Annotated in this window: 26 protein-coding genes and 1 riboswitch; of the genes, 18 read left to right on the top strand and 8 right to left on the bottom strand. The window is 63.5% G+C overall.

Features of this window, described 5'->3' with window-relative positions:
* Positions 1 to 17: 17 nt before the first annotated feature.
* Positions 18 to 1,145 (bottom strand): A/G-specific adenine glycosylase, encoded by a 1,128-nt coding sequence (mutY, locus tag MJ639_RS11910; RefSeq protein ID WP_243372516.1) that lies wholly within the window; start codon positions 1,143 to 1,145, stop codon positions 18 to 20.
* Positions 1,146 to 1,202: 57 nt separating this feature from the next.
* On the opposite strand from mutY, the gene MJ639_RS11915 reads away from it, so the two are divergent.
* The 10 genes from MJ639_RS11915 to MJ639_RS11960 all read left to right on the top strand — a co-directional run bounded on the left by MJ639_RS11915 (position 1,203) and on the right by MJ639_RS11960 (position 10,155).
* Entirely contained in the window at positions 1,203 to 1,712 is a 510-nt protein-coding gene (locus tag MJ639_RS11915) for a DUF721 domain-containing protein (RefSeq protein ID WP_243372518.1), read from the top strand.
* 73 nt (positions 1,713 to 1,785) lie between these two features.
* Positions 1,786 to 2,424 (top strand): DsbA family protein, encoded by a 639-nt coding sequence (locus MJ639_RS11920; RefSeq protein WP_243372520.1) that lies wholly within the window; start codon positions 1,786 to 1,788, stop codon positions 2,422 to 2,424.
* Between the two features lie 159 nt (positions 2,425 to 2,583).
* Entirely contained in the window at positions 2,584 to 6,045 is a 3,462-nt protein-coding gene (gene smc, locus MJ639_RS11925) for a chromosome segregation protein SMC (RefSeq protein WP_243372573.1), read from the top strand.
* A 322-nt stretch (positions 6,046 to 6,367) separates the two neighbouring features.
* On the top strand, positions 6,368 to 6,739 hold the full coding sequence (locus tag MJ639_RS11930) for an AtpZ/AtpI family protein (protein WP_243372584.1): 372 nt from the start codon (positions 6,368 to 6,370) through the stop codon (positions 6,737 to 6,739).
* 60 nt (positions 6,740 to 6,799) lie between these two features.
* Positions 6,800 to 7,528, top strand: coding sequence for a F0F1 ATP synthase subunit A (locus MJ639_RS11935; protein WP_243372586.1), 729 nt, complete (start codon positions 6,800 to 6,802; stop codon positions 7,526 to 7,528).
* 54 nt (positions 7,529 to 7,582) lie between these two features.
* A complete protein-coding gene (locus tag MJ639_RS11940; RefSeq protein WP_116526730.1) occupies positions 7,583 to 7,807 on the top strand; it encodes a F0F1 ATP synthase subunit C in 225 nt (74 codons plus the stop codon).
* 105 nt (positions 7,808 to 7,912) lie between these two features.
* The gene (locus MJ639_RS11945) at positions 7,913 to 8,464 is read left to right on the top strand and encodes a F0F1 ATP synthase subunit B family protein (protein WP_243372602.1); all 552 of its coding nucleotides are present in this window, start codon (positions 7,913 to 7,915) and stop codon (positions 8,462 to 8,464) included.
* Between the two features lie 22 nt (positions 8,465 to 8,486).
* Positions 8,487 to 8,969, top strand: a complete 483-nt coding sequence (locus tag MJ639_RS11950) for a F0F1 ATP synthase subunit B family protein (protein WP_243373242.1) — start codon at positions 8,487 to 8,489, stop codon at positions 8,967 to 8,969.
* Positions 8,970 to 9,136: 167 nt separating this feature from the next.
* The gene (locus MJ639_RS11955) at positions 9,137 to 9,424 is read left to right on the top strand and encodes a hypothetical protein (protein WP_243372604.1); all 288 of its coding nucleotides are present in this window, start codon (positions 9,137 to 9,139) and stop codon (positions 9,422 to 9,424) included.
* A gap of 80 nt (positions 9,425 to 9,504) precedes the next feature.
* Positions 9,505 to 10,155 carry an HAD family hydrolase gene (locus tag MJ639_RS11960; RefSeq protein WP_243372606.1) on the top strand — a complete coding sequence of 217 codons (651 nt, stop codon included), beginning with the start codon at positions 9,505 to 9,507 and terminating at the stop codon, positions 10,153 to 10,155.
* 171 nt (positions 10,156 to 10,326) lie between these two features.
* On the opposite strand, the gene gcvPB is transcribed toward MJ639_RS11960, so the two are convergent.
* From gcvPB to gcvT, 5 genes are all read right to left on the bottom strand, one after another.
* A complete protein-coding gene (gene gcvPB / locus MJ639_RS11965) occupies positions 10,327 to 11,904 on the bottom strand; it encodes an aminomethyl-transferring glycine dehydrogenase subunit GcvPB (protein ID WP_243372615.1) in 1,578 nt (525 codons plus the stop codon).
* A complete protein-coding gene (gene gcvPA / locus MJ639_RS11970) occupies positions 11,904 to 13,244 on the bottom strand; it encodes an aminomethyl-transferring glycine dehydrogenase subunit GcvPA (RefSeq protein ID WP_243372617.1) in 1,341 nt (446 codons plus the stop codon). The genes gcvPB and gcvPA overlap by 1 nt, the downstream gene beginning before the upstream one ends.
* 21 nt (positions 13,245 to 13,265) lie before the next feature.
* Positions 13,266 to 13,742 (bottom strand): OsmC family protein, encoded by a 477-nt coding sequence (locus tag MJ639_RS11975; protein ID WP_243372619.1) that lies wholly within the window; start codon positions 13,740 to 13,742, stop codon positions 13,266 to 13,268.
* Between the two features lie 159 nt (positions 13,743 to 13,901).
* Positions 13,902 to 14,276 carry a glycine cleavage system protein GcvH gene (gene gcvH / locus MJ639_RS11980; RefSeq protein ID WP_243372621.1) on the bottom strand — a complete coding sequence of 125 codons (375 nt, stop codon included), beginning with the start codon at positions 14,274 to 14,276 and terminating at the stop codon, positions 13,902 to 13,904.
* Positions 14,277 to 14,294: 18 nt separating this feature from the next.
* Positions 14,295 to 15,443 carry a glycine cleavage system aminomethyltransferase GcvT gene (gene gcvT / locus MJ639_RS11985; protein ID WP_243372629.1) on the bottom strand — a complete coding sequence of 383 codons (1,149 nt, stop codon included), beginning with the start codon at positions 15,441 to 15,443 and terminating at the stop codon, positions 14,295 to 14,297.
* A gap of 155 nt (positions 15,444 to 15,598) precedes the next feature.
* A riboswitch (glycine riboswitch) is annotated at positions 15,599 to 15,689 on the bottom strand.
* 171 nt (positions 15,690 to 15,860) lie between these two features.
* Between gcvT and MJ639_RS11990 the strand changes: the two genes are divergently transcribed.
* The gene (locus MJ639_RS11990) at positions 15,861 to 17,165 is read left to right on the top strand and encodes a hemolysin family protein (RefSeq protein ID WP_243372639.1); all 1,305 of its coding nucleotides are present in this window, start codon (positions 15,861 to 15,863) and stop codon (positions 17,163 to 17,165) included.
* Between the two features lie 21 nt (positions 17,166 to 17,186).
* Here MJ639_RS11990 and MJ639_RS11995 read toward each other — a convergent pair whose 3' ends face one another.
* A complete protein-coding gene (locus MJ639_RS11995) occupies positions 17,187 to 17,738 on the bottom strand; it encodes a hypothetical protein (protein ID WP_243372640.1) in 552 nt (183 codons plus the stop codon).
* A 30-nt stretch (positions 17,739 to 17,768) separates the two neighbouring features.
* The gene (locus MJ639_RS12000) at positions 17,769 to 18,281 is read right to left on the bottom strand and encodes an invasion associated locus B family protein (RefSeq protein ID WP_243372646.1); all 513 of its coding nucleotides are present in this window, start codon (positions 18,279 to 18,281) and stop codon (positions 17,769 to 17,771) included.
* 319 nt (positions 18,282 to 18,600) lie between these two features.
* On the opposite strand from MJ639_RS12000, the gene coxB reads away from it, so the two are divergent.
* From coxB to MJ639_RS12035, 7 genes are all read left to right on the top strand, one after another.
* A complete protein-coding gene (coxB, locus tag MJ639_RS12005) occupies positions 18,601 to 19,455 on the top strand; it encodes a cytochrome c oxidase subunit II (protein ID WP_243372648.1) in 855 nt (284 codons plus the stop codon).
* Positions 19,456 to 19,487: 32 nt separating this feature from the next.
* The gene (gene ctaD / locus MJ639_RS12010) at positions 19,488 to 21,107 is read left to right on the top strand and encodes a cytochrome c oxidase subunit I (protein ID WP_243372651.1); all 1,620 of its coding nucleotides are present in this window, start codon (positions 19,488 to 19,490) and stop codon (positions 21,105 to 21,107) included.
* 137 nt (positions 21,108 to 21,244) lie between these two features.
* Positions 21,245 to 22,201, top strand: a complete 957-nt coding sequence (locus MJ639_RS12015) for a heme o synthase (RefSeq protein WP_243372662.1) — start codon at positions 21,245 to 21,247, stop codon at positions 22,199 to 22,201.
* Between the two features lie 6 nt (positions 22,202 to 22,207).
* Complete coding sequence (locus MJ639_RS12020; RefSeq protein ID WP_243372664.1) at positions 22,208 to 22,366, top strand: hypothetical protein; 159 nt, start codon at positions 22,208 to 22,210, stop codon at positions 22,364 to 22,366.
* A 7-nt stretch (positions 22,367 to 22,373) separates the two neighbouring features.
* Positions 22,374 to 22,964, top strand: a complete 591-nt coding sequence (locus tag MJ639_RS12025) for a cytochrome c oxidase assembly protein (RefSeq protein ID WP_243372666.1) — start codon at positions 22,374 to 22,376, stop codon at positions 22,962 to 22,964.
* A 64-nt stretch (positions 22,965 to 23,028) separates the two neighbouring features.
* The gene (locus tag MJ639_RS12030) at positions 23,029 to 23,886 is read left to right on the top strand and encodes a cytochrome c oxidase subunit 3 (RefSeq protein WP_243372668.1); all 858 of its coding nucleotides are present in this window, start codon (positions 23,029 to 23,031) and stop codon (positions 23,884 to 23,886) included.
* A 103-nt stretch (positions 23,887 to 23,989) separates the two neighbouring features.
* Positions 23,990 to 24,358: a DUF983 domain-containing protein gene (locus MJ639_RS12035; RefSeq protein ID WP_243372670.1), complete on the top strand. Its 369-nt coding sequence runs from the start codon at positions 23,990 to 23,992 to the stop codon at positions 24,356 to 24,358.

Below are 24,358 nucleotides of genomic sequence, written 5' to 3' on the forward strand. Positions count from 1 at the left end.
AAAGCAAACCAGGATCATTATCCTGATGAGTTGCCGGCCTTGGCCCGTTTGGCTGCGGGCTTCACGCTGCCTCCCGGCAGATCGCCGAGCGCATGAACGAGCACCTTCTTCATGGCGCCAGGCAGCGCCTCCTCATGCAGTTGAAGGCGTGGCGTCCAGCGCATGTCGAACGGTGCTGGCGTGCCCTTGGGCACCTTCGCGAAGAGCACCGTCAGTTCCAGCGGGAAATGGGTGAAGACGTGGCGCACAGTGCCGGGCAGGCGCTGCCAGCGCGCCTCGATGGGCGCGTCGAGCACGGCGCGGGAGGGTTCGTAAGCAGGCTGCCATTCGCTCGTCGGCGGCTCGGCCATGCCGCCGAGGAGGCCCGTCGGCGGACGGGTGCGCAGGAGGATCGTGTCGTCCGCGCGCAGAACCACGAAAGCCGCGCCCTTGCGCAACTGCCCGGTCTCTTTCTTCTGCTTCTTCGGAAAGGTCTCCTGCAAACCCGCAGCGCGTGCTTGGCACGGCTTCATCCAGGGGCAGAGCGCACAGGCCGGGCGCTTGGGCGTGCAGATGGTGGCGCCGAGATCCATCACGGCCTGTGCGAAATCGCCGGGCCGGTCTTCCGGCACGAGCTCTTCCGTCAAAGCGCGGATCAGCGGCTTCGCCTTGGGCAGCGGCTCCTCGACCATGTAGAGGCGCGACATGACCCGCTCCACATTGCCGTCCACCGCAGCAGCCTTCTGATTGAACGCGATGGCCGCGACCGCTGCCGCCGTATAGGCGCCGATGCCGGGAAGCTGGAGCAACTCGGCCTCCGTCGAGGGAAACTGGCCGCCATGCTTTTCCACAACCGCCTTGGCGCAGGCATGGAGATTGCGGGCGCGGGAATAATAGCCGAGCCCAGCCCAGGCCTGCATGACCGAATCCGTCGGAGCGTCGGCCAGCGCCTCGACCGTCGGGAAGCGCTCGAGGAAATTCAGGTAGAAGGGTTTGACCGCCACCACCGTCGTCTGCTGCAGCATGATCTCGGAAAGCCAGACGCGATAAGGGTTTGCGACCTCGCCGGGCTTGGCGCGCCACGGCAACTCGCGCCGGTGACGATCGTACCAGGCAAGCAGGTCCTGCGGGTCGGGCTTGGTTGCGCTCGGGGCGGGCGTTAACATGAGATTTGGAATAGCGATCTACATGACATATTCCAACGCGGCTTTTGGACATTCAACATGAGACAGCCGAGGCCATTGGCCCGCCCGCTTGCCGAGTTTCTCGACGCCTGTCTCTCCCCGAGCCTGGCGGCGCAGGGCTTTGCGACCTCGGACATCATCATGGCCTGGCCCGATATCGTGGGCGAGCGGCTCGCCGCCTTCACCCAGCCGATCAAGATCGAGTGGAAGCGCAAGGCCCCCCATGCCGATCCGGAAGCCAGGGCGGAGCCCTCTACTCTCGTCGTGCGGGTGGAAAGCGCCTTCGCCCTCGAACTCCAGCACATGGCCCCCACCGTGATCGACCGGGTGAACACCTATTACGGCTGGCGCTGCATCGGGAAACTCGTGCTGAAACAAGGCCCCGTGCGGCGGGTTGAGAAGAGGAAGCCCTCTCCTCCCGCCCTCTCCCCGGCGGATCGGGAGAAGGTCGATTCCGCCATCGAGGGCGTCGAGGAAGACAATCTCAAGGCGGCCCTCGACCGGCTGGGGCAGGCGATTGTCAGTTCCGGTTCACGCACGAAAGCGTGAGATAACGGGCGCTTGCCTCCACGGCCAAGGCATTCTACCGCAGGACGAAACCTCTTCAGGAGACCTCTTCATCATGATCACCCGGCGTCAGACGCTTCAGCTTCTCGGGACCGCAGCCGTTACGGCCTATCTCGCCTCGAGCCTTCCGGCGCTCGCCCAGAACGTGGCCCCTCAGGACCTCGCAGCGGCAGGCCCCCTCGGCGATGTGGCCCTCGGCCCGGAGAACGCCAAGGTGACGATCATCGAGTACGCCTCGCTGACCTGCTCTCACTGCGCCAACTTCCACGCGAATACCTGGCCGGAGCTGAAGAAGCGCTACATCGACACGGGCAAGATCCGCTTCATCCTGCGCGAATTCCCCCTCGATCCCCTGGCGACGGCCGGCTTCATGCTCGCCCGCTGCGACGGAAACGACAAATATTACCCCATCACGGATTTGCTGTTCGAACAGCAGAAGAATTGGGCCTTTGTGGAAAAGCCCCTGGATGCGCTCCGTCAGTTCATGAGACAGGCTGGTTTTTCACAGGAAAAATTTGATGCTTGCCTCAAGGACCAGAAACTTTATGACGCAGTCAACGCGGTGAAGAACCGGGGTATGGAGCAATTCAACGTAGACTCCACGCCGACTTTCTTCATCAATGGTCAGCGTCATCCGGGAAGCCTGTCGATCGATGAGATTGAAAAGGTCATCAAGCCTCTGCTGGGCGAATAAGCCCCTATCCCCTGCCGTCTGGGCATCGGACCCAAAAGTGGACACCACTTTTGGGATCAATCCGATGCCCTCTCTCTTGATGCGCGCATCGTTCGAGGCGGAAAACCGGATCCACTTTTCCGCACGATGCGCTAGCAGGCGGGACGGGAAGGCGCGCCCATGAAGCTGACGCGCCTTCGCATCGCAGGGTTCAAAACCTTCGTCGAGCCGACCGACTTCCTGATCGAGCCGGGCCTTACCGGCGTGGTCGGGCCGAACGGCTGCGGCAAGTCCAATCTCATGGAAGCCCTGCGCTGGGTGATGGGTGAAAACTCTCACAAGAATATGCGCGCCACGGGGATGGACGACGTCATCTTCTCCGGCTCCGGCAACCGCCCGGCCCGTAATTGGGCCGAGGTGATGCTCACCATCGACAATATCGAGCGCACGGCGCCCGCCGCCTTCAACGACTCGGATGTGCTTGAAATTTCGCGCAAAATCGAGCGCGAGGAAGGCTCCACCTACCGGGTGAACGGCAAGGAAGTGCGCGCTCGCGACGTGCAGATCCTGTTCGCGGACGCCGCCACCGGCTCGCGCTCGCCCGCCCTCGTCCGCCAGGGCCAGATCAGCGAAATCATCGCGGCCAAGCCCCAGGCCCGCCGCCGCATCCTCGAAGACGCCGCCGGCATCGCTGGTCTCCATGCCCGCCGCCACGAGGCGGAACTGCGCCTGAAGGCCGCCGAGGACAACCTGGTCCGCGCCGAGGACGTGATCCGCCAGTTGGAAAGCCAGGTCGAGAGCCTGAAACGCCAGGGCCGCCAAGCCTCGCGCTACAAGAATTTGTCCTCCGAGATCCGCCGCCTCGAAGCCCTGATGTACGCCATCGCCTATGCCGATGCGCGCGATCAGGCCGCTGCCGCCGAGCGCCAGGTGGCCGAAGACCTCAAGGCGGTTGCCGACCTCACCGAGGCGCAGACCCAGACCGCCACTGCCCAGGCCGTGGCCGCCCATCACATTCCCGCCCTGCGTCAGGCCGAAGCCGAGGCCGCCGCTGCCCTGCAGCGCCTCACCCACGCCCGCAACGAGCTGGAATCCGAGGAGCGCCGCTCCAAGGACCGCGTGGTGGAGCTGGAGCGCCATATCGGCGACCTGAACCGCGACATCGCCCGCGAGGCCGCCCAGCGCACTGATGCGGAAGCCACCATCGAGCGTCTCCAGGTCGAGGCTGCCGAGATCGCCCAAACCACGGACGGGGCCGACGACGTTCGCGCGGAGAACGAGGAGCGCCTCCAGACTGCCGAAGCGGCTCTGGCCGAGGCGGAAGCAGCGTTGAGCGCCCTTCAGGCCCAGACCTCCGACCTCAATGCCCGCCGCGCCGCTCTCGAACGCTCCGTGCGCGAGGAGATGGAGCGCGCCGCCCGCTTCCGCTCCGAGAAGGAGCGTCTGGAGCGCGAGATCGAGGCGCTTTCGGCCTCCTCGACCCATGACGGCCCGCCCATCGACGATCTGCGTGAGGAAACCGCGCTCGCCGAGGAAACCGCCCAGTCTTCAGAAGAGGCCGTGATCGAGGCCCGCGAGGCTCTGGCGGCTGCCCGCGAGATGGAAAACCGCCTGCGTCAGCCCCTCAACGAGGCCGAGCGCAAGGCGCAGCGCCTTGAGACAGAGGTTCTGACGCTCGCCAAGCTCGTTACCTCCGCCACCGGCGACCTCTGGCCCCCAGCGCTCGATCAGATCACGGTCGAGAAGGGCTATGAAGCGGCTCTCGGCGCAGCCCTCGGCGACGATCTCGAAGCCTCGACCAATCCGTCCGCCCCCCATCACTGGGAAATGACCGGCGCCGGCGAGAGCGACCCCCGCCTTCCCGAAGGCGTGCGTTCGCTGGCCGATCTGGCGCGCGCTCCCGTGGAGTTGCAGCGCCGCCTGCGCCAGATCGGTGTAGTGAGCCGGGCTGATGGCCTGCGTCTGCGCAGTCTCCTGAAGCCCGGTCAGCGCCTCGTCTCGCAGGAAGGCGATTTGTGGCGCTGGGATGGTTTCACCACTGCAGCCGAAGCCCCTTCCCCGGCGGCCCGCCGTCTGGCCGAAAAGAATCGCCTCGGCGATCTGGAACGCGAAGCCGCGGAAGCCCGCGAAGAGGCCGAGCAGCTGCGTCATGAGGCTGAAGGCGCACTTGAGGCCGTCCGTCAGGCCGCCTCTCGCGAAATGCAGGCCATCGAGGCCGCCCGTCAGGCCCGTCAGGCTCTCGACGCCGCCCGGACCCGCCTCTCGGTTGCCGAGCGCAAGGAAGCCGAACTCGGCCAGCGCCGTTCGGCCCTGCAGGAAGGCCTGACCCGCTTCTCCGAGAGCGAGACCGAAGCGCTCGAGCGCGTGCAGGATGCGGAAGGCGCCCTGCAGGATCTCGCGCCCGCACCGGATCTTGAAAGCCGCCTTCTCGAAGAGCGCACCCGCGTCGCCGAACGCCGGGCTGCCGCCTCAGAGGCCCGCGCCGCCGTGCAATCCCTGATGCACGAAGCGGAACTCCGCCGCCGCCGGCAGGATTCGATCGCCTCCGACATTCGCCTCTGGACCGAGCGCGCCGCCCGCGCCACCAAGGCCCAAGAGGATTTGGGCGAGCGCCTCGAGCGCGCCCAGGACGAGCACCAGCGCCTGCTGGAGGCTCCCGACACCTATCTCCAGCGCCGCCGCGCCCTCATCAACGAGGTCGAGGAAGCGGAAGCCCGCCGCAAGGAAGCCGCCGACCGGCTTGCCGATGCGGAGACCGGCCTTGCCGAGACGGATCGCAGCGCCCGTGCGGCTCTCGAAGCCCTGGCCGCCGCCCGCGAGGCCCGCGCAGGCTCCCAGGCCCGTCACGAGGCAGCCGTCCAGCGCCTTGCCGAGATCACCCGCAACATCGCGGAGAACCTCGAAACGACGCCGGCCGGCCTCATCGAGATGGCGGGCTTGCGGGAAGTGACCGAGCTTCCTCCGCACTCTGAAATTGAATCGAAGCTGCATTCCCTCAAGGCGGACCGCGAGCGCCTCGGCGCCGTGAACCTGCGCGCCGATGAGGAACTGACCGAGCTCGAGGCCAAGTACACGAGCATCGCCACCGAGCGAGACGATTTGGTCGAGGCCATCAAGCGCCTGCGTCAGGCCATCGGCAGCCTCAACCGCGAGGGCCGCGAACGCCTGCTCGCTGCCTTCGACGTGGTCAACGCCCACTTCAAGAACCTCTTCACCACCCTCTTCGGCGGCGGCACGGCGGAACTGACCTTGGTCGATTCGGACGATCCGCTGGAAGCAGGACTCGAAATCCTCGCCCGCCCGCCGGGCAAGAAGCCCCAGAGCATGACCCTGCTCTCCGGCGGTGAGCAGGCGCTCACCGCGACCGCGCTCATCTTCGCGGTGTTCCTCACGAATCCCTCGCCGATCTGCGTGCTGGATGAGGTGGACGCGCCGCTCGACGACGCGAACGTGGAACGCTACTGCTCCCTCCTGGAAGAGATGTCCAAGCAGACGGAAACCCGTTTCGTGGTCATTACCCACAACCCGATCACTATGGCTCGCATGGACCGTCTTTTCGGTGTCACCATGGCGGAACGCGGCGTCTCGCAGCTGGTCTCGGTCGACCTTCAGAGTGCCGAGCGCATTCTTGAAGTGGCCTAGAGCATCGTGCGGAAAAGTGGTTCCGGTTTTCCGCCCGAACGATGCTCTCGTTTAGGAATGTAAGCATCGGGTTGATCCCAAAAGTGCAAATTCACTTTTGGGCCCGATGCTGTAAGGCTTTCAGGCCTCGCCACGCTTCAGCCTCAAAAACGTGTGTGCTTTCTGCCCAAGCATGCTCGAAAACACTCTTATCGCAATAATATCAGCAACTTAGATGTTTTCAGACGGTCCTTGACAGGGGGGACCCCCGCTCATATGTTGCGCCCGGCTTTCGGGGCCAGGCTTCCAAGCATTTTCCCGCAACGCTTTTTAGGAGATCGCAATGGCGGACCCTACCGGGCGAAACGGCGAGAATGAGCGGAAGCCGGATGGTTCCGACGATGCCAACCTATCCGCGAGGTTGAAATCTCTCGATGCACGGATCTCTCAAGCATCCGTGCAGCAAGCAGAGGCTGAACCTCGCGAACGCCCAAAGCAGGACAACACCGCGATCGGTCAGGCCTTCAGGTATTCGGCCGAATTCGTTTCAGGGGTTCTTGCAGGCGGCATTCTGGGTTGGCTCGTCGACAAACTGTTCGGCATTTCGCCTTGGGGTCTCATTATTTGTCTCATCCTCGGCTTCTGCGCCGGCATGCTCAACCTTCTTCGAGCATCAGGCACGATCAAGCCGGCCCGGTATGACGACAAGAAGTGAGAAGCCTCGGTTTCGACGACGTTTATACAGCAGCGCAACAACAGGATTTGAGAGCGGATCATGGCTAGCCCGATCGAGCAATTCCAGGTCAAGCCCATCATTCCCGCCATCAATTTCACCAATTCATCGCTGTTCATGGTCGGCGCTGCGGCCGTCATCGTCGGCGGTCTGCTCTACGCCACCCGCAAGAAGGCGCTGATCCCCGGTCGCGCGCAGTCGGTTGCCGAAATCCTGCACGATTTCGTGGCGAACACGCTGACCGACACGACGGGCCGCGAAGGCATGAAGTTCTTCCCCTTCGTGTTCTCGCTCTTCATGTTCGTGCTGACGGCGAACCTGCTCGGCATGATCCCCGGCTTCTTCACCACTACCAGTCAGATCGTCGTGACCTTCGCGCTCGCGTTCCTGGTGATCGGTACCGTCATCGTTTACGGCTTCGTGGCTCACGGCCTGCACTTCCTGCATCTCTTCACGCCGTCGGGCGTGCCGGGTTGGCTGCTGCCCTTCATCACCGTGATCGAGATCATCTCCTTCCTCTCGCGTCCGATCTCGCTGTCGCTTCGTCTTTTCGCGAACATGCTCGCCGGCCACATCGCCCTGAAGGTCTTCGGCGGCTTCGTGGTGTCGCTCGGCACCGCAGGCATCGGCATCGCGCTTCTTTCCCCTCTTCCGCTTCTCATGGCGGTTGGTCTTACGGCGCTCGAGTTCCTCGTCGCCGCGCTGCAGGCCTACGTCTTCACGGTGTTGACCTGCATCTACCTCAACGACGCCTTGCACCCGGGACACTAAGGCTCGGCGTCGTCCTCTTCCCTCTCTCCCGATCATCACCCCTAGGAGATCACGATGGATCCTATCGCTTTCAAGTTCCTCGGCGCAGGCCTGGCCTGCTTCGGCATGGGCCTCGCCGCTCTCGGCGTCGGCAACATCTTCGGCAACTTCCTCTCGGGCGCTCTGCGTAACCCGTCGGCTGCCGACAGCCAGTTCGCTCGCGCGTTCATCGGTGCGGCGCTCGCGGAAGGCCTCGGCATCTTCTGCCTCGTCGTCGCCCTTCTCCTGCTGTTCACCTAATTCACTTCTTTCGGTGATCGGGAGAGCAAGGTGCGCTTCGCGCCTTGCTTGAGACAGTGACGGCGGAAGACCCCGCCGTCATTTCCACATTCCAGGACCATTTCCATGGCTCAGGCTCAGACCACACAGGCTGGTACGGAAGCTCACGGCGGCGCCCACGCGGCGGATGCCACCTTCCCGCCCTTCGCGACGGAGACCTTCGCCGGTCAGCTCATCTGGCTCGCGATCACCTTCGTGCTGCTCTACACGCTTCTCTCGAAGCTCGTTCTGCCGCGCCTTTCCGGCATCATCGAGAACCGCCGTTCGCTCATCGCGAAGGATCTCGACGAGGCCGCCGCCATGAAGATCCGCGCGGAAGAGGCAGGCACCGCCTACGAGAAGGCCCTGACCGAGGCCAAGGGCCGCGCTCAGGCGCTCGCCCAGGAAACCCGCGCCAAGCTCGCCGCTGAGAGCGACGCCAAGCGCAAGAGCCTGGAAGCCGACCTCAACAAGCGTCTGGCCGAATCCGAGGCCACCATCGCTTCCAAGAAGACGGAAGCCATGAGCCATGTCCGCGGCATCGCCGCCGAGACGGCCACGGCCATCGTCGAACGGATCACCGGCAAGGCCCCTGCCAAGCAGGCCGTCGAAGCCGCCCTCGATCAGACCAAGGCGTAAGGAGAGCCCCATGTCCGCGCTTCTGGCCAATCCCACTTTCTGGGTCGCTGTCGCCCTCTTCATCTTCATCGGGCTGCTGTACTATTACGGCGTGCCCGGCAATGTCGGAAAGCAGCTCGATTCCCGCGGCAAGCGCATCGCCGACGAACTCGCCGAGGCCAAGCGCCTGCGTGAGGACGCCGAAAAGCTCCTGAAGGAATTCGAAGCCAAGCGCGCAGCCGCCGAGCGCGAAGCCGCCGAGATCGTCTCCAACGCCAAGGAAGAGGCCGAGCGCCTCGCCAGCGAAGCCCAGGAGAAGATGGCCGATTTCGTGAAGCGCCGCACCGCTTCCGCCGAGGCGAAGATCGCCCAGGCCGAAGCCCAGGCTTCCGCCGAGGTGCGCGCCGCCGCCGTCGATGCCGCCATCAAGGCCTCCGAAAGCGTCCTGCGCCAGGAGATCACCGGCAACGCCGCCTCCTCGCTGGTGAGCCAGGGTCTCAACGACGTGCGCGCGAAGCTGCAGTAAGCAACGCGCATATCGACAATGATTTCAAAGGCCGCCCTTCAAAGGCGGCCTTTTTCTTGTGCAGAACTAAACGAGGTACACAACAGCCGACAGGTGCGCCTATACAGTCAGACTTGGTGTAACTTTGTATTGGCGCAGAGATGAATATTCGAACATCAGGATTGTGCGTGAGCCTGTCTCTCCTGCTGGCTGGATGTATGACGGCAGAAGAACAACAAAAGAATGTCCTGACGAGACTGGATAATCTATGCGCCAACCGTGTGGCACAGCCTGGTACAAAGGCCTACGAGGATTGCATGATCACGGGCTATATCACCATGCTCTGCTCCCGCCCGCCGAACGGCGACCCTTACTTCTACCACAACCAAAAAAGATGTCGGGACGAACTCCACACCTCGGCCCAGGAACAAATCCGGACTCGTAAACAGGAACAAACCCTCAAGCCGAAACAGTGATGTCAAAGCTGTTGAGAGTAGCGACAGTTCAGGTAAGCGAGAGGTCGGTTGCATTTGCGCCCCTTTGCTGAGACGAACCCATGCTGCTGATTTTCGATTGCGACGGCGTTCTGGTGGATTCCGAGGTGCTTGCCTGCCAGGTCGATGCGGATGTCCTGAACGATCTCGGCCTGCCCTACACGGCCGACGACATCGCACGGCAATTCGTCGGCAAAAGCATGAAGGACATGATCGCCCGGATCGAGGCAGAGCATGGACGCGCTCTTCCCGACGATTTCGCGGAACGGATCAACAGCGTCCTCTTCGCGCGTTTTGAGACCGACCTGAAGCCGATTGCGGGCGTGCGCGACGCCATTCTCTCTCTCCCCCATCCGCGCTGCGTCGCGTCCTCCTCCGTGCCGGAGCGAATCGCTTTATCGCTGCGTGTGACGGGCCTTGCCGATCTTTTCGAAAACGTCTTCAGCGCCACCCAGGTCGCGCGCGGGAAGCCTGCGCCGGACCTGTTTCTTCTGGCTGCGCAGGAAATGGGGGCACGCCCACAAGATTGCCTGGTCATCGAGGATTCGCCCGCCGGCGTTCAAGCGGCGATTGCGGCGGGCATGCGCATGATCGGCTTTACTGGCGGCGGGCATTGCGGGCCTGATCATGCCGAGGTGTTGCGGCAGGCAGGCGCATCAATTGTCATCGAGCGAATGACGGATCTGCCCGCAATCGTACAGGCATTGGCATAATCACCACGTCATCCCGGACGAAGCGCAGCGAAGATCCGGGATCGTTTTCAGAATAGAGCGCTATTCTCGTCCCGCGATCCCGGGTTCCGCTCTGCGGCCCCCGGGATGACGAGTGCGATGTAAAAGAAAAATGCCCGGCACATGGCCGGGCATTTGCGTTTTCAGAGAACCTTACTCCGCGGCTTCCGCCACCGGGCCCGGCTTCGTCCACTTGAGCACCGGATTACGCGCGGCGCGGGTCTCGTCGAGACGGCGGCGCGGGGCGTGGTAGGGAGCGCCGGTGAAGCGTTCCGTGTCGCCGTTCTTCGCGGCCATGGCGAGATCGCGCAAAGCCGCGATGAAGAGATCGAGGGACGACTTCGATTCCGATTCCGTCGGCTCGATCAGCATCGCGCCATGCACCACCAGCGGGAAGTACATGGTCATCGGGTGATAACCCTCGTCGATCATGGCCTTGGCCACGTCGAGCGTGGTCACGCCCGTGTCCTTCAGCCATGCATCGTCGAACAGCACTTCGTGCATGCACGGCTTGTCCCCGAAGGGCAGCGACATGAGGTCGGAGAGACCGGCACGGATGTAGTTGGCATTGAGCACGGCGTCCTCGGAGGCCTGCTTCATGCCGTCCGAACCATGCGAGAGCATGTAGGACAGAGCGCGCACATACATGCCCATCTGGCCGTGGAACGCAGTCATGCGGCCGAACGGGGCGGCAGGGCCGCCAGCCTGATTGGTTTGCTCAACCAATTCGAAGCCGCCATCCTTCATTCGCACGAACGGAACCGGCGCGTAAGGCGCAAGGCGCTCGGAGAGCACCACCGGGCCGGAGCCCGGGCCGCCACCGCCGTGAGGCGTGGAGAAGGTCTTGTGCAGGTTGATGTGCATGGCGTCGACGCCGAGATCGCCCGGCTTCGCCTTGCCGACGATGGCGTTGAAGTTCGCGCCGTCGCAATAGAAGTAGCCGCCCGCATCATGGATCGCCTTGGCAATCTCGACCACTTGCGGCTCGAAGAGACCGCAGGTGTTGGGGTTCGTGAGCATGATCGCGGCCACATCCGGACCGAGACGCTCCTTCACGTCTTCCACATGCACCCAACCGTCCTCGCGGGCCGGAACGGGCTTCACGACGAAGCCGATGAGAGCGGCGGTGGCCGGGTTCGTGCCATGCGCGGAATCGGGCACCAGCACCACGTTGCGGGTCTTGCCCTCGCCGCGCGCTTCGATGGCGGCCTTGATCGCCATCATGCCGCAGAGCTCGCCATGCGCGCCGGCCTTCGGCGACAATGAGACCGCCTTCGTGCCGGTGAGCGTCATGAGGTAATGCGCGAGCTCGTTCATCAGCTCGAGCGCGCCCTGCACAGTGGAAACCGGCTGGAGCGGATGCACGTCCGAGAAGCCCGGCAGGCGCGCCATGCGCTCGTTGAGGCGCGCATTGTGCTTCATCGTGCAGGAACCGAGCGGGAAGAGGCCCGTGTCGATGCCGTAGTTCTGTTGAGACAGGCGCACGAAGTGGCGCATGGTCTCGGGCTCGGAGAGACCAGGAAGGCCGATGGCCTCCTTGCGCTCCAGGCCGCCGAGGCGCGGCGTGAAAGCCTCCGGCTCGTCGATATCGACGCCGGTCGTGTTATAGCGGCCGATCTCGAAGAGCAGCGGCTCGATCTGCGCCAGCGCCTTATTGCCGGTGAAGGTCGGATGCGCGTTGGTGGCGCCGGCCTGACCGGCGGAAGAGGGACGTCCCTGGCGGTTCAACATCACAGAACCTCCTTCAAGGCGGCGACAAGGGCCGCGCGATCATCATCGGTGTTCACTTCGGTGGAAGCCACGAGCAGCAGATTATCGAGGCCAGCACCCGGCAGCAGGCGCGACACGGGCACACCCGCGAGCACGCCCTTCTTGGCGAGCGCTTCAACCACTTCAGCCGCAGGCTTTGCGAGCTTCACGGTGAATTCATTAAAGAAGGTCTTGTTGAGAACCTCGACGCCCTTCACGCCAGCCAGTTGATCGGCCAGCTTGATCGCATTCGCATGGTTCACGCGGGCAAGACGGGTGAGACCCGTTTCGCCGAGCAGCGTCATGTGAATGGTAAACGCCAGCGCGCAGAGGCCCGAGTTCGTGCAGATGTTCGAGGTCGCCTTGTCGCGGCGGATATGCTGCTCGCGCGTGGAGAGCGTCAGCACGAAGCCGCGATTGCCGTCCGCATCCACCGTCTCGCCGCAGAGGCGGCCCGGCATCTGGCGGATATACTTCGATTGCGTGGCAAAGAGGCCCACATAAGGCCCGCCGAAGTTCAGCGCGTTGCCGATGGACTGGCCTTCGCCCACCACGATGTCGGCGCCCTGGCTGCCGGGAGAAGCGACGAGGCCAAGCGACACGACTTCCGTGAACACGGCAATCAGCAGCGCACCATGCTTGTGCGCCTTCTCGGCAATCGGCTTCAGGTCGCGCACATTGCCGAACACATCCGGCGACTGCACGACGACGCAGGACGTGGTGTCGTCGATCTGCGAGAGGATATCTTCCGAGCCCGCCACATCCGGCTTCATGGTGACGACCTGGTCGCTCGCCATGTCGGAGAGCGTGCGTACCACTTCGGCGTAATGCGGATGCAGGCCGCCGGAGAGCACGGCCTTGCGGCGCTTGGTGACCCGGTGCGCCATGAGCACCGCTTCGCCCGTGCCGGTGGAGCCGTCATACATGGAGGCGTTCGCCACTTCCATGCCGGTGAGGGCTGCCACTTGGGTCTGGAACTCGAAGAGATATTGCAGCGTACCTTGAGCGATCTCGGGCTGATACGGCGTGTAGCTCGTCAGGAACTCGGAACGCTGGATCAGGTGATCTACGGTCGCCGGCACATGGTGCTTGTAAGCGCCCGCGCCCACGAAGAACGGCACGGAGGATGCAGGCACGTTCTTGGACGACATGCGGGAGAGGATGCGCTCCACCTCCAGCTCGCCCTTGCGGCGCGGCAGATCGACCGGTGCTTTCAGAAGCAGGTTCTTTGGCACGTCGGCGAACAACTCGTCGACATTCTTGACGCCGATCCGCGCGAGCATCTCGCTGCGATCGGTGTCGGAAAGAGGCAAATAACGCATCGGTTGAAAACCTTGGTTTCGTTAGTGCGAGGGAATGCCCTTCACCACGATCTCCGTAAGCACGGAATTCGCGATGAAGCATTCCTTGTGAGCGAGGTGGTGCATGTCGGCGATCTGCTCGGGCGTCGGAATCTTCTCGCCCGAGAACTCAATCACCGGGTCGAGCGTGATCTTGGAGACGAAGAGCTTGCCCTTCTCGTTCGGCGTCATGACGCCGAGGGCCTTGTCCGTGTAGGAATCGACCACGAAGCGCTTCTTGGCGGCGATACTGAGAAAAGTGAGCATGTGGCAGCTCGACGCCGATGCCACGAATGCTTCCTCGGGATCGACCGCATCTTCGCGGGAGAGCGGCAGCGGCACCACCGAAGGCGATGCCGATCCCATGAACTCGATGCCGCCGTCGAACGACCAGCGATGGCCACGGCTGTACTTGTTGTCGGAGAAGGCCTCGCCCTCCCCGCGCGTCCAAACCACCGTAGCCCTGTATTCGTGCGACATCGCCTTACCTGACTTTTATTCTCTACCGAGCCTCACCCTGAGGAGGACCTTCAGGTCCGTTTCGAAGGGCGAGGCGTCTCCAGTGATCTCTGGACCCTCCTTCGAGACGCCGCTACGCGGCTTCTCAGGATGAGGGCAGAGTTCGTTGAGCGCCCTCGATTACGAGATCGACTTCACGAAAGTCTGGTACTGCTCTTCGGTCATGAGACCATCGAGCTCGCTCGGATTCGTGAGGCGCAGCTTCAGGAACCAGCCGCGACCGGCGGGATCTTCGTTGACGGTACCGGGAGCAGCTTCGAGATCGCTGTTGACCTCGACGACTTCGCCGGAGACCGGAGCGTAGACTTCGCTTGCAGCCTTCACGCTCTCGACAACGGCGGCTTCATCGCCCTTCGAGAGGTTCTTGCCGACGCTCGGCAGCTCCACGAAAACGACGTCGCCGAGCTGGCCCTGGGCGTAATCGGAAATGCCGACGATGCCGGCATCGCCTTCAACGCGGATATATTCGTGATCCTTGGTGTAACGCGTGGTCATTATTGTTCTCCCCTGGGATTAACGCTTGTAGCGATGCGGTGCGAAAGGCATCGCCGCGACCTTTGCAGGCAGCGGCTTGCCGCGAACGATGAGATGAAGATCGGTGCCGATAGCGGATGCGTCCTTCGACACATAACCCATGGCGACCGGGGCATTGACGGTGGGGCCGAAGCCGCCGGAGGTGACGATGCCGACCTCGCGCCCGTCGGGCATGGTGATCACGGTGCCTTCGCGAGCAGGCGCGCGGCCTTCCGGCTGAATGCCGACGCGCACGCGGGCAGCACCTTCCTTGATCTCGCGCTGGACGCGCGCGGCGCCCGGAAAACCACCCTCCTCGCGGCGGCGCTTCTGGATCGACCAGATGAGGCCTGCCTCGATGGGCGAAGTCGTTGTGTCGATGTCATGACCGTAGAGGCACAGGCCCGCTTCGAGACGAAGCGAGTCGCGCGCGCCGAGGCCAATGGCCTTCACTTCCGGATTCTCGAGAAGCTTGTTCCAGAGCTTGGCGGCATCTTCCGCCTTGCAGGAAATCTCGTAGCCGTCTTCGCCGGTGTAGCCGGAGCGGGAGACGTGGCACCACATGCCGTCGATCTGCACATCGGCCGACATCATGAAGGGAAGAGTGGCAGTCTCGGGCGCGAGTTTCGCGAGAACGCCTTCGGCAGACGGGCCCTGCAGCGCCATGAGCGCGAGGCCGTCCTTGCGGTTGAGCGTAACGCCCTTCGGCAGGCGCGCCTGGATATGCGCGTAATCCTGCTCCTTCATGGAAGCGTTGACAACGAGATAGAGCCAGCCTTCGTGACCGGGCGCGCCGACACGGGTGACCATCAAGTCGTCGAGAATGCCGCCATTCTCATCGAGGAGCTGCGAATAGCGCTGCTGGTTCGGCTTGAGGTTCAGCACATCTGCCGGGATCAGCGCCTCGAAGGCCTTGGCGGCGGTCTCGTGGTTCTTGTCCTCGGCCACGAGGAAAGCCTGGCCCATATGCGAAACGTCGAACAGGCCCGCATGCTCGCGGGTCCAGTTGTGCTCGGTCATGATGCCGGTGGGGTATTGCACCGGCATGTCGTAGCCGGCAAACGGCACCATGCGGGCGCCGAGCGCCACATGCTCGGCATGAAGCGGCGTTTTCAGAAGCGGCTGATCGCTGTTCGCAGGCCCGGCCATCGTGTTCCCTCAAAGGTGCGCGTTTCATCGAGCCTTGCGGCCCGTTGTTCTGCGCCCCCTCTGTCACGAGACCTGAGAGATTTCCCCGATGCATTCGCAACAGGTTACGCCCGTCGGTGGGCGACGCTTGAAACGTCGCCGCTTTCCAGAGTGCCAGCTCCCGCGCGGTCCTTTGGCCTGAGCGTTTCCGGGGCGGTTGCGCCTTCGGCGCCGGGCGTTAAGCCCGGTCTCTTCCGCGGGGATCATCGGCTGCTTTTAAGCTCTGAAGAGGAAATGCTGTCCTGTCAACAAAGCAGGGTGCCGCAATCCTCATCTCCCCCGCCTCATTTGACGGCAGCGCTTCGAACCTCCATGTTAGGCCATCATCCACAGAAGGGGGAAAGCGCGGCCTGATCCGGTCGGCAGCTCCTGACATCGTTGCTCGAACTGATCATCGCTATCGCTCTCGTCGCCCTGAACGGCGTTTTCGCGCTTTCAGAACTCGCCATCGTGTCCGCTCGAAGGCCTCGCCTGAAGGCCATGGCGGAACAGGGCCGCCCAGGGGCCAATACCGCCCTGACCCTCATGGAAGATTCGGGGCGCTTCCTCTCCACCGTCCAGATCGGCATCACCCTCGTCGGCATCCTGGCCGGCGCGTTCTCGGGCGCTGCTCTCGGTGACCGCCTGTCGCAGATCTTCATGGATCAGGGCATGCCGGAAGGCGTCGCCGAACCGCTCGGCTTCGGCATCGTCATCAGCATCATCACCTATCTCTCGATCGTGATCGGCGAGCTCGTGCCCAAGCAGCTCGCCTTGCGTCATCCGGAAGGCATCGCCTGCGCGATGGCGCCGCTGATGCTGGTGCTCTCCAAGGTCGCGGCGCCCGCCGTCTGGCTTCTCAACGCCTCAACGGGCGCGATCTTCAAGCTGCTCGGCACGTCCTCGGACGACAGCTCGACGGTGACCGAAGAGGAGATCAAGCACCTCGTCGGCGAGGCTGAGAGCGCCGGCGTGATCGAGGAGGAGGAGCGGCGCATGATTTCCGGCGTGCTCCGCCTCGGCGACCGCACGGTGCGTGGCCTCATGACCCCGCGCACGGATGTGGACTGGATCGACCTCGGCGACGACGAGGAGACGATCCGCTCGCTCCTGATGGGAACGCCCCATTCCCGCCTGCCGGTGAGCGAAGGCTCGCCGGACAACGTCATCGGCGTGGTTCAGTCGCGGGCGCTTCTCGCCGCCCTGCTCTCGGGCCAGCCCCTCGACATCCGCGCCCAGGTCCAGCAGGCCCCGGTCATTCCCGATACGCTCTATGCCTTGGATGCCCTGGCCACCTTGCGCGACTCGGAAGTGCCCATGGCCCTCGTCCATGACGAATATGGCCATTTCGAAGGCGTGGTGACCCCGGCCGATGCCCTGGAAGCCATTGTCGGCGCCTTCCGCACCGAAGGCGAGGAGCCGGAGCCCGACGCCGTGCGCCGCGAGGATGGCTCCTGGCTGCTCGCGGGCTCCATGGCCGTCGATGAAATGGCGGATATTCTAGGAATCAGCCTGCCCGAGGCCCGCAGCTACCATACGGTCGGCGGCCTCGTGATCAGCGAATTGCAGCACCTGCCCCATACGGGCGAGTTCGTCGACGTGCTCGGATGGCGCTTCGAGGTGATCGACCTGGACGAGCGCCGGATCGACAAGGTGCTCGCCACCTCGCTCACCCAGAGGGCGGGCTCGTCAGCTCTTTATTGAGATATCGAAGGGAGGCGCGGATCAGCCGCGCCGTGCCCTGCCGCCGAGGCCCACTTCGATCTCGAAGCTGTTGACCAGGTTCGGGGGAACCACGATCCCGTCCTCGACGATGGTCACGGTGGCCTGCGAACCGCCGGCCGGAATGACCGCGACCGCGCTGCGGCTGCGGTTGGCAATCACGGTCGAGCCGTCCTTCACGATGATCTGAACCGGCACGTTGTGGCGTCCAGCCGAACCGCCGGTGCTCAGGAGGGCACGGGCCTCGACGCCCACCTTCACGAGGGTCGAGCCATCGGGCTGGCCGCGGCATTCACGGGCAAGGTTGCTGATGGCGATCTGGCTGCGCATGGTTTCGGCGCCGCCGGTGCGGATGGCCGCTCCGCCGTCGAAGATCTCCACCGGCGGGCAATAGACGTCTTCCACCGCCTGGGCCTGGACCGGAGCCTGGGTGGCGCCGCCTGTGAGGATCATCTCGCCAAGGCCCATCTCGCCCGAGCCGGCGCATCCGGACAGAACCGTTGTGCCTAGCACAGCTACCGCCAGAGCAGCCTTCGCCTTCAAACCCTTACCCATGGAAAACCCCCAGCTTACCTTGTGCGCCCCTTACGGCAGAGCATCGTATCCGGTCGCGAATCCGTTCAGCGACACAGGAATTCCGATGCCCTCCTCGGGCGTCTGGAACACGATGAAGGTGGCGGCCTGGCCGGTCTTCATCTGATTGATGAGATTATCTTCCATGACAACCTCGGCGACGCAACCCGTAGCCAGGCAGCGCACGAAGCCGGCCCGGCCGATATCGGTCTGGTCGATCTTCAGCCCGAGCCCGGACGGCAGGAGGATACCAAGGGGCGCGACCACGCGAAGAAGCCGGCTTTTGGCGTCGGCGGTTTTCAACACAATAATCACGAGAGTGACGTTGGGGCGGTCCTCCGCCACCACGTTCTGGACGAGGGCGCATTGCTCGGCCGTGGCGCCTGCGGGCGTCTCGCAGCGCATCTGCCAGTCGCCATAGGTGTTCTTCACCATGCCCTGGGCACCCGCGCCGCTCGCTGCGGACAGGGCCAGCAGACCCAGGCAGGCCGCCGCCCCGTTACGGACCCATCGTGATACGCCCATCGGTCTCTCCTTCTTGAGCCCTTCGCCGCGAAGGGCAGCGGCCTAAAACCGCTCCGATCCAAATCTTTGGCCCGTTGGGACCATGGCCGGGGGCCTGATGTCAAGCGAGAGGGGGATAAGTGGGGATCACAAACGCTTTTGGAGGTTATGACGCACAGATTGCGACGACAGAACCGTTGCGCTTCGCCGCGTCCTGTGGTCTTTGGCACAAATCTAAAGTGATGGCGCGGGCCGGGCGCCGATATGCGCGCGCCCATGCTGTCTCTTTATGCTTTCGTGGCCGCCCGGCCACCACATCTTTAGGAGCTTTGGAACGCCGATGCGGATCGAGAATGCACGTCGATCGGTGACCGCCCTCTCCACGGCAGCGGTCGCACTTGTGTTGGGCATAAGTGAGGCATGGGCCGCCGCAGGCCGCCCCTCCCCTTGGGAAACCGGCATGCAGGAGATGGTGACCGAACTGGGGCAGAGCGTCTCCAGCTTCCACACCTACCTGGTTTGGCTGATCACCGCGATCTGCCTGTTCGTTCTGGCGCTGCTCCTCGTGATCGTCGCCCGCTTCAACGAGAAGAAGAACCCGGTTCCCTCCAAGACCACCCACCACACCCTGCTCGAGGTTGCCTGGACCATCGTTCCGGTGCTGATCCTCGTGGCCATCGCCATCCCGTCCTTCCGCCTCCTGCGTCAGCAGCTGGTTCCGCCGCAGGCCGACGTGGTGATCAAGGCCACCGGCTATTCCTGGTACTGGGGCTACGAGTACCCGGCCGATCAGGGCGGCTTCAAGTTCGACTCGAACATGGTGACCGACCAAGCGGCCCTGAAGCCCGACCAGCCGCGTCTGCTCGGCGCCGACAACGCCATGGTCGTGCCTGTGGGCAAGGTCGTGCGCGTTCAGGTCACCTCGGCCGACGTGATCCACGCCTTCGCGCTGCCGTCCTTCTACATCAAGGTCGACGCCATTCCCGGACGCCTGAACGAAACCTGGTTCAAGGCCGAGAAGGAAGGCGTGTATTACGGCCAGTGCTCGGAGCTCTGCGGCAACGGCCATCCGTACATGCCGATCGAGATCCGCGTCGTGAGCGAGCAGCAATATGCCGCCTGGCTCGCCGAGTCGAAGCAGAAGTATGCTTCGACGGACGATACGGCTCCGATCAAGTTCGCGAACGCTCAGTAATTTAAAAAAGCAAGGACCATAGAGGTCTCATCATGGCACATGCAGCTGATGCCGCTCACGCGGATCACCACGATCACCTTCCAGGTTTCTGGCGCCGGTGGTTCTATTCCACGAACCACAAGGATATCGGCACTCTCTATCTCATCTTCGGCTTCACGGCCGGCATCGTCGGCGGTCTTCTGTCGATCGCCATGCGCCTGGAACTCCAGGAGCCCGGCCTGCAGTTCTTCTCCAATCCGCAGACGTTCAACGTCTTCGTGACGGGCCACGGCCTCATCATGGTGTTCTTCATGGTGATGCCCACCCTGATCGGCGGCTTCGGCAACTGGTTCATCCCGATCATGATCGGCGCGCCTGACATGGCGTTCCCGCGCATGAACAACATCTCGTTCTGGCTCACCGTTTCGGCCTTCGCCCTGATGCTCTGCTCGCTCTTCGTCGAAGGCGCTCCGGGCTCGCTCGGCTTCGGCGGCGGCTGGACGGTTTATCCGCCGCTTTCGACGGCCGGCCATCCGGGTCCTGCGCTCGATTTCGGCATCCTGGCCCTGCACCTTGCCGGTGCTGCCTCGATCCTCGGCGCGATCAACTTCATCACCACGATCCTCAACATGCGCGCTCCGGGCATGACGCTGCACAAGATGCCGCTCTTTGCCTGGTCGATGCTGGTGACCGCGTTCCTGCTGCTTCTGTCGCTCCCGGTTCTCGCCGGCGCGATCACGATGCTGCTCACGGACCGCAACTTCGGCACCACCTTCTTCGACCCGTCGGGCGGTGGTGATCCGGTGCTCTACCAGCACCTGTTCTGGTTCTTCGGCCACCCCGAAGTGTACATCATGATCCTGCCGGCCTTCGGCATCGTCTCGCACATCATCTCCACCTTCTCGAAGAAGCCGATCTTCGGCTATCTCGGCATGGCCTACGCCATGGTGGCGATCGGCGTCGTCGGCTTCGTAGTGTGGGCGCACCACATGTACACGGTCGGCCTCTCGCTGCAGACGCAGGCCTATTTCGTGTTCGCCACGATGGTGATCGCGGTTCCGACCGGCGTGAAGATCTTCTCGTGGATCGCCACCATGTGGGGCGGCTCCATCCGCTTCACGGCCGCGATGCAGTGGGCTGTCGGCTTCGTGTTCCTGTTCACGGTCGGCGGCGTCACCGGCGTCGTGCTCGCGAACGCTCCGGTCGACCGCTACATGCACGACACCTACTACGTCGTCGCGCACTTCCACTACGTGCTGTCGCTCGGCGCCGTGTTCGTGATCTTCGCCGGCATCTACTACTGGTTCCCGAAGATCACCGGCTACGTGATGCCCGACTGGATTGGCAAGCTGCACTTCTGGATCGCCTTCATCGGCGCCAACGTGCTGTTCTTCCCGATGCACTTCCTCGGCCTCTCCGGCATGCCGCGCCGCTATGCGGATTATCCGGATGCCTTCAAGGGCTGGAACTTCGTGTCCTCCATCGGCTCCTACATCTTCTTCGCCGGTCTCTTCGTCTTCATCGGCGGCGTGATCTATGCCTTCGTCCGCAAGGAAAAGGCCGCCGGCAACCCGTGGGGCGAAGGTGCGACGACGCTGGAATGGACCCTGTCCTCTCCGCCTCCGTTCCACCAGTTCGAGACCCTGCCCCGCATCATCGATACGGGCCACTAATCAAGCGAGTCGGGCGGCTTTTTCGCCGCCCGCTCCTCCCCCGAGGGCTTGGGCTTTTCCTAAGCCTTCCGGCGAGGAGCTGACACCGCGAGGCACTCGACGCCTCTATTTTTCAGCATTTCGGAAGATCATTTGGTATGAACACCCTGTCGAACAGTTTGACCGAGCCCCAGAACGAGAGCATCGCCAGCAATGGTCTCTCGCAGGGTGACGTGTCCGACTTCTTCGCTCTCCTCAAGCCGCGCGTGATGTTTCTCGTCGTCTTCACGGCGCTCGTCGGCATGGTCGTCAGCCATCCGAACGTGAATCCCGTGCTGGCTTTCGTGTCCCTGCTCATGATCGCCATCGGCGGTGGTGCATCGGGCTGCCTGAACATGTGGTGGGACGCGGATATCGACGCCGTGATGACCCGCACCCGCAAGCGTCCGATCCCGGCCGGCAAGATCCAGCCCAATGAGGCCCTGGCTTTCGGCCTCACCCTCTCCGCGGGTTCTGTGCTGATCCTCGGCCTTGCCAGCAACTGGCTGGCCGCGGGCCTGCTCGCCTTCACGATCTTCTTCTACGTCGTGATCTATTCCATGTGGCTGAAGCGCTCGACGCCGCAGAACATCGTGATCGGCGGCGCGGCAGGCGCCCTGCCCCCCATCGTCGCGCAGGCCGCCGTCACCGGATCAGTGGCCTGGGACAGCGTGATCCTGTTTGCCATCATCTTCATGTGGACGCCGCCCCATTTCTGGGCGCTGGCCCTCGTGAAATCGGGCGATTACGAGCGTGCCGGCATCCCGATGATGCCGAATGTCGCCGGCCCCAATTCCACCCGCTTCCAGATCCTGGCCTACACGGTGCTTCTCGCCCCGCTCGGCCTGGCGCCCGTGTTCTTCGGCTTCGGCGGCCTGGCTTATGCCATCATCTCGGTTGTCGGCGGCCTCGGCATGCTGGCGCTCGCGATCCAGGTCTATCGCCTGCGCGAGGGCGAGCCTGCCATGCGGGTGGCCCAGCAACTCTTCGGCTTCTCGATCCTTTACCTGTTCCTGCTGTTCGCCACGCTGCTCGCGGAGCACGGCTTCGGCTTCTTCCATCCGGTTCTGGGGTGAGCGGACATGACGGATCGTAATTCCTACCACCTCACTCCCGAGGAACAGCAGCGCCGCAGACGGCGTTCGATCGCGCTCGGCCTGACCCTCGGCATTCTCTGCATCCTGCTTTTCGCGGTGACGATGGCGAAGCTGGGCCCGCAGGTTCTCAACCGTCCGCTGTGAGATGAGCATGGCCGAGACACCCCACCAGCAACGTAAGATGCACCGCACGGCCTTTGCCTGCCTCGGCGTCGTCGTGGGCATGGTCGGGCTCGCCTATGCCTCGGTGCCGCTCTACGATCTCTTCTGCAAGGTGACGGGCTTCGACGGCACGCCGGTTGCGCGCGACAGCAACGACACGCAGGTGATGGATCGAAAGATCGCCGTGCGCTTCGACGCCAATGTGGCGCCGGGCCTGAGCTGGCGCTTCTCGGCTGAAAAGCCCGAGATCTCCGTCAAGCTCGGCGAGACGACGACCGTCTATTACAAGGTCACCAACACGGGCGATAAGCCCGCCACCGGCATCGCCACCTACAATGTGCAGCCGGACCTTGCAGGCACCTACTTCTCGAAGCTCGAATGCTTCTGCTTCACGGAGCAGACCCTGAAACCGGGGGAAACCCTGGAATCGGCGGTCGTGTTCTACATCGATCCCCGCCTCGTGCAGGATTCCGACGTGAAGGACCTCTCTTCCATCACCCTCTCCTACACCTACTTCCCGTCCAAGGCGGGCAAGCCGGTGGCGGAGGCCACATCTTCAACCCAACCCACCGTTCAATAAGGAACGTGACAAGCTGGGCAGAAACGTCCTAAAGCGAAGTCACAATCGAGGCACGGAGACTAAAATGGCCGAGGCTCACGCCAAGAACCACGACTACCACATTCTTGAACCGAGCCCGTGGCCGCTGATCGGCGCGGTCAGCGCCTTCCTGATGGCCTCCGGGTTCGTCACCTGGTGGAAGGACATCGCCTTCGGTAGCCTGCACCTGGGCCCCTACATCTTCGGCGCCGGCATCATCGGCGTGCTCTACACGATGATCGCCTGGTGGAGCGACGTGGTGCGCGAGGCCAATACGGGTTCCCACACCCGCGTGGTCCAGCTGCATCACCGCTACGGCATGCTCATGTTCATCGCCTCCGAGGTGATGTTCTTCGCAGCATGGTTCTGGGCTTACTTCGACGCCGCTCTCTATGCCGGCGACCCGCAGCTCTACTCGCGCGTCGAGGCGCTCGGCGGCGTGTGGCCCCCGAAGGGCATCGAGACCTTCGATCCCTGGCACCTGCCGCTGCTCAACACGCTGATCCTGTTGACCTCCGGCACCACGGTCACCTGGGCGCACCATGCGCTGTTGCACAATGACCGCCAGGGCCTCAAGGCAGGCCTGTGGCTCACGGTCATCCTCGGCATCGTGTTCAGCTTCGTGCAGGCCTACGAGTACAGCCACGCCGCCTTCGGCTTCAAAGGCAACATCTACGGCGCCACCTTCTTCATGGCGACGGGCTTCCACGGCGCTCACGTGATCATCGGCACGATCTTCCTCGCCGTGTGCCTGATGCGCGCCTATCGCGGCGACTTCACGCCCAAGCAGCACCTCGGCTTCGAATTCGCCGCCTGGTACTGGCACTTCGTGGACGTGGTGTGGCTCTTCCTCTTCGCCGCCATCTACGTGTGGGGCTACGGCGGATACGCAGCCGGGCATTAAGGCCGCTCACGCAAAAGATCGAACGAGGGCGGCTTTCGAGCCGCCCTTCGCTTTTCAGCCTCCCCTCCCCATGTGAGCGGATGGCACTTCACGGAGAACCATCGTGGCCCAAGTCCAGAAAACGTCGTCCCCGATCCTCGCCGGCCTCAAATGCCGCTGCCCGCAATGCGGCAAGGGACGTCTGTTCAACGGCTTTCTCACGCTTGCTCCGCGTTGCGACGTCTGCGGTCTCGATTTCTCCTTCGCCGATCCGGCCGATGGTCCGGCCTTCTTCGTGATGATCATCATGGGCATTCCGGCAGCGGGCTTCGGCGTATGGGTCGAACTCGCCTTCGAGCCTCCCTTCTGGGTTCATCTTCTCACGACGCTGCCGTTCCTGTTGCTGACCTGCATTCCACCGATCCGTCCCGTCAAAGGAATGCTGGTGGCGAGCCAGTATCTCCACAAGGCCGAGGAAGGGCGCTTCCAGTAG

The sequence above is a fragment of the Microvirga solisilvae genome, from assembly GCF_022808595.1.
Taxonomy (GTDB): Bacteria; Pseudomonadota; Alphaproteobacteria; order Rhizobiales; family Beijerinckiaceae; genus Microvirga; species Microvirga solisilvae.

What these genes read in the sequence shown, in the direction of transcription:
- mutY (WP_243372516.1), bottom strand. Translation starts at nt 1,145, where the DNA reads ATGTTAACGCCCGCCCCGAGCGCAACCAAGCCCGACCCGCAGGACCTG.
- MJ639_RS11915 (WP_243372518.1), top strand. Translation starts at nt 1,203, where the DNA reads ATGAGACAGCCGAGGCCATTGGCCCGCCCGCTTGCCGAGTTTCTCGAC.
- MJ639_RS11920 (WP_243372520.1), top strand. Translation starts at nt 1,786, where the DNA reads ATGATCACCCGGCGTCAGACGCTTCAGCTTCTCGGGACCGCAGCCGTT.
- smc (WP_243372573.1), top strand. Translation starts at nt 2,584, where the DNA reads ATGAAGCTGACGCGCCTTCGCATCGCAGGGTTCAAAACCTTCGTCGAG.
- MJ639_RS11930 (WP_243372584.1), top strand. Translation starts at nt 6,368, where the DNA reads ATGGCGGACCCTACCGGGCGAAACGGCGAGAATGAGCGGAAGCCGGAT.
- MJ639_RS11935 (WP_243372586.1), top strand. Translation starts at nt 6,800, where the DNA reads ATGGCTAGCCCGATCGAGCAATTCCAGGTCAAGCCCATCATTCCCGCC.
- MJ639_RS11940 (WP_116526730.1), top strand. Translation starts at nt 7,583, where the DNA reads ATGGATCCTATCGCTTTCAAGTTCCTCGGCGCAGGCCTGGCCTGCTTC.
- MJ639_RS11945 (WP_243372602.1), top strand. Translation starts at nt 7,913, where the DNA reads ATGGCTCAGGCTCAGACCACACAGGCTGGTACGGAAGCTCACGGCGGC.
- MJ639_RS11960 (WP_243372606.1), top strand. Translation starts at nt 9,505, where the DNA reads ATGCTGCTGATTTTCGATTGCGACGGCGTTCTGGTGGATTCCGAGGTG.
- gcvPB (WP_243372615.1), bottom strand. Translation starts at nt 11,904, where the DNA reads ATGTTGAACCGCCAGGGACGTCCCTCTTCCGCCGGTCAGGCCGGCGCC.
- gcvPA (WP_243372617.1), bottom strand. Translation starts at nt 13,244, where the DNA reads ATGCGTTATTTGCCTCTTTCCGACACCGATCGCAGCGAGATGCTCGCG.
- MJ639_RS11975 (WP_243372619.1), bottom strand. Translation starts at nt 13,742, where the DNA reads ATGTCGCACGAATACAGGGCTACGGTGGTTTGGACGCGCGGGGAGGGC.
- gcvH (WP_243372621.1), bottom strand. Translation starts at nt 14,276, where the DNA reads ATGACCACGCGTTACACCAAGGATCACGAATATATCCGCGTTGAAGGC.
- gcvT (WP_243372629.1), bottom strand. Translation starts at nt 15,443, where the DNA reads ATGGCCGGGCCTGCGAACAGCGATCAGCCGCTTCTGAAAACGCCGCTT.
- MJ639_RS11995 (WP_243372640.1), bottom strand. Translation starts at nt 17,738, where the DNA reads ATGGGTAAGGGTTTGAAGGCGAAGGCTGCTCTGGCGGTAGCTGTGCTA.
- MJ639_RS12000 (WP_243372646.1), bottom strand. Translation starts at nt 18,281, where the DNA reads ATGGGCGTATCACGATGGGTCCGTAACGGGGCGGCGGCCTGCCTGGGT.
- coxB (WP_243372648.1), top strand. Translation starts at nt 18,601, where the DNA reads ATGCGGATCGAGAATGCACGTCGATCGGTGACCGCCCTCTCCACGGCA.
- ctaD (WP_243372651.1), top strand. Translation starts at nt 19,488, where the DNA reads ATGGCACATGCAGCTGATGCCGCTCACGCGGATCACCACGATCACCTT.
- MJ639_RS12015 (WP_243372662.1), top strand. Translation starts at nt 21,245, where the DNA reads ATGAACACCCTGTCGAACAGTTTGACCGAGCCCCAGAACGAGAGCATC.
- MJ639_RS12020 (WP_243372664.1), top strand. Translation starts at nt 22,208, where the DNA reads ATGACGGATCGTAATTCCTACCACCTCACTCCCGAGGAACAGCAGCGC.
- MJ639_RS12025 (WP_243372666.1), top strand. Translation starts at nt 22,374, where the DNA reads ATGGCCGAGACACCCCACCAGCAACGTAAGATGCACCGCACGGCCTTT.
- MJ639_RS12030 (WP_243372668.1), top strand. Translation starts at nt 23,029, where the DNA reads ATGGCCGAGGCTCACGCCAAGAACCACGACTACCACATTCTTGAACCG.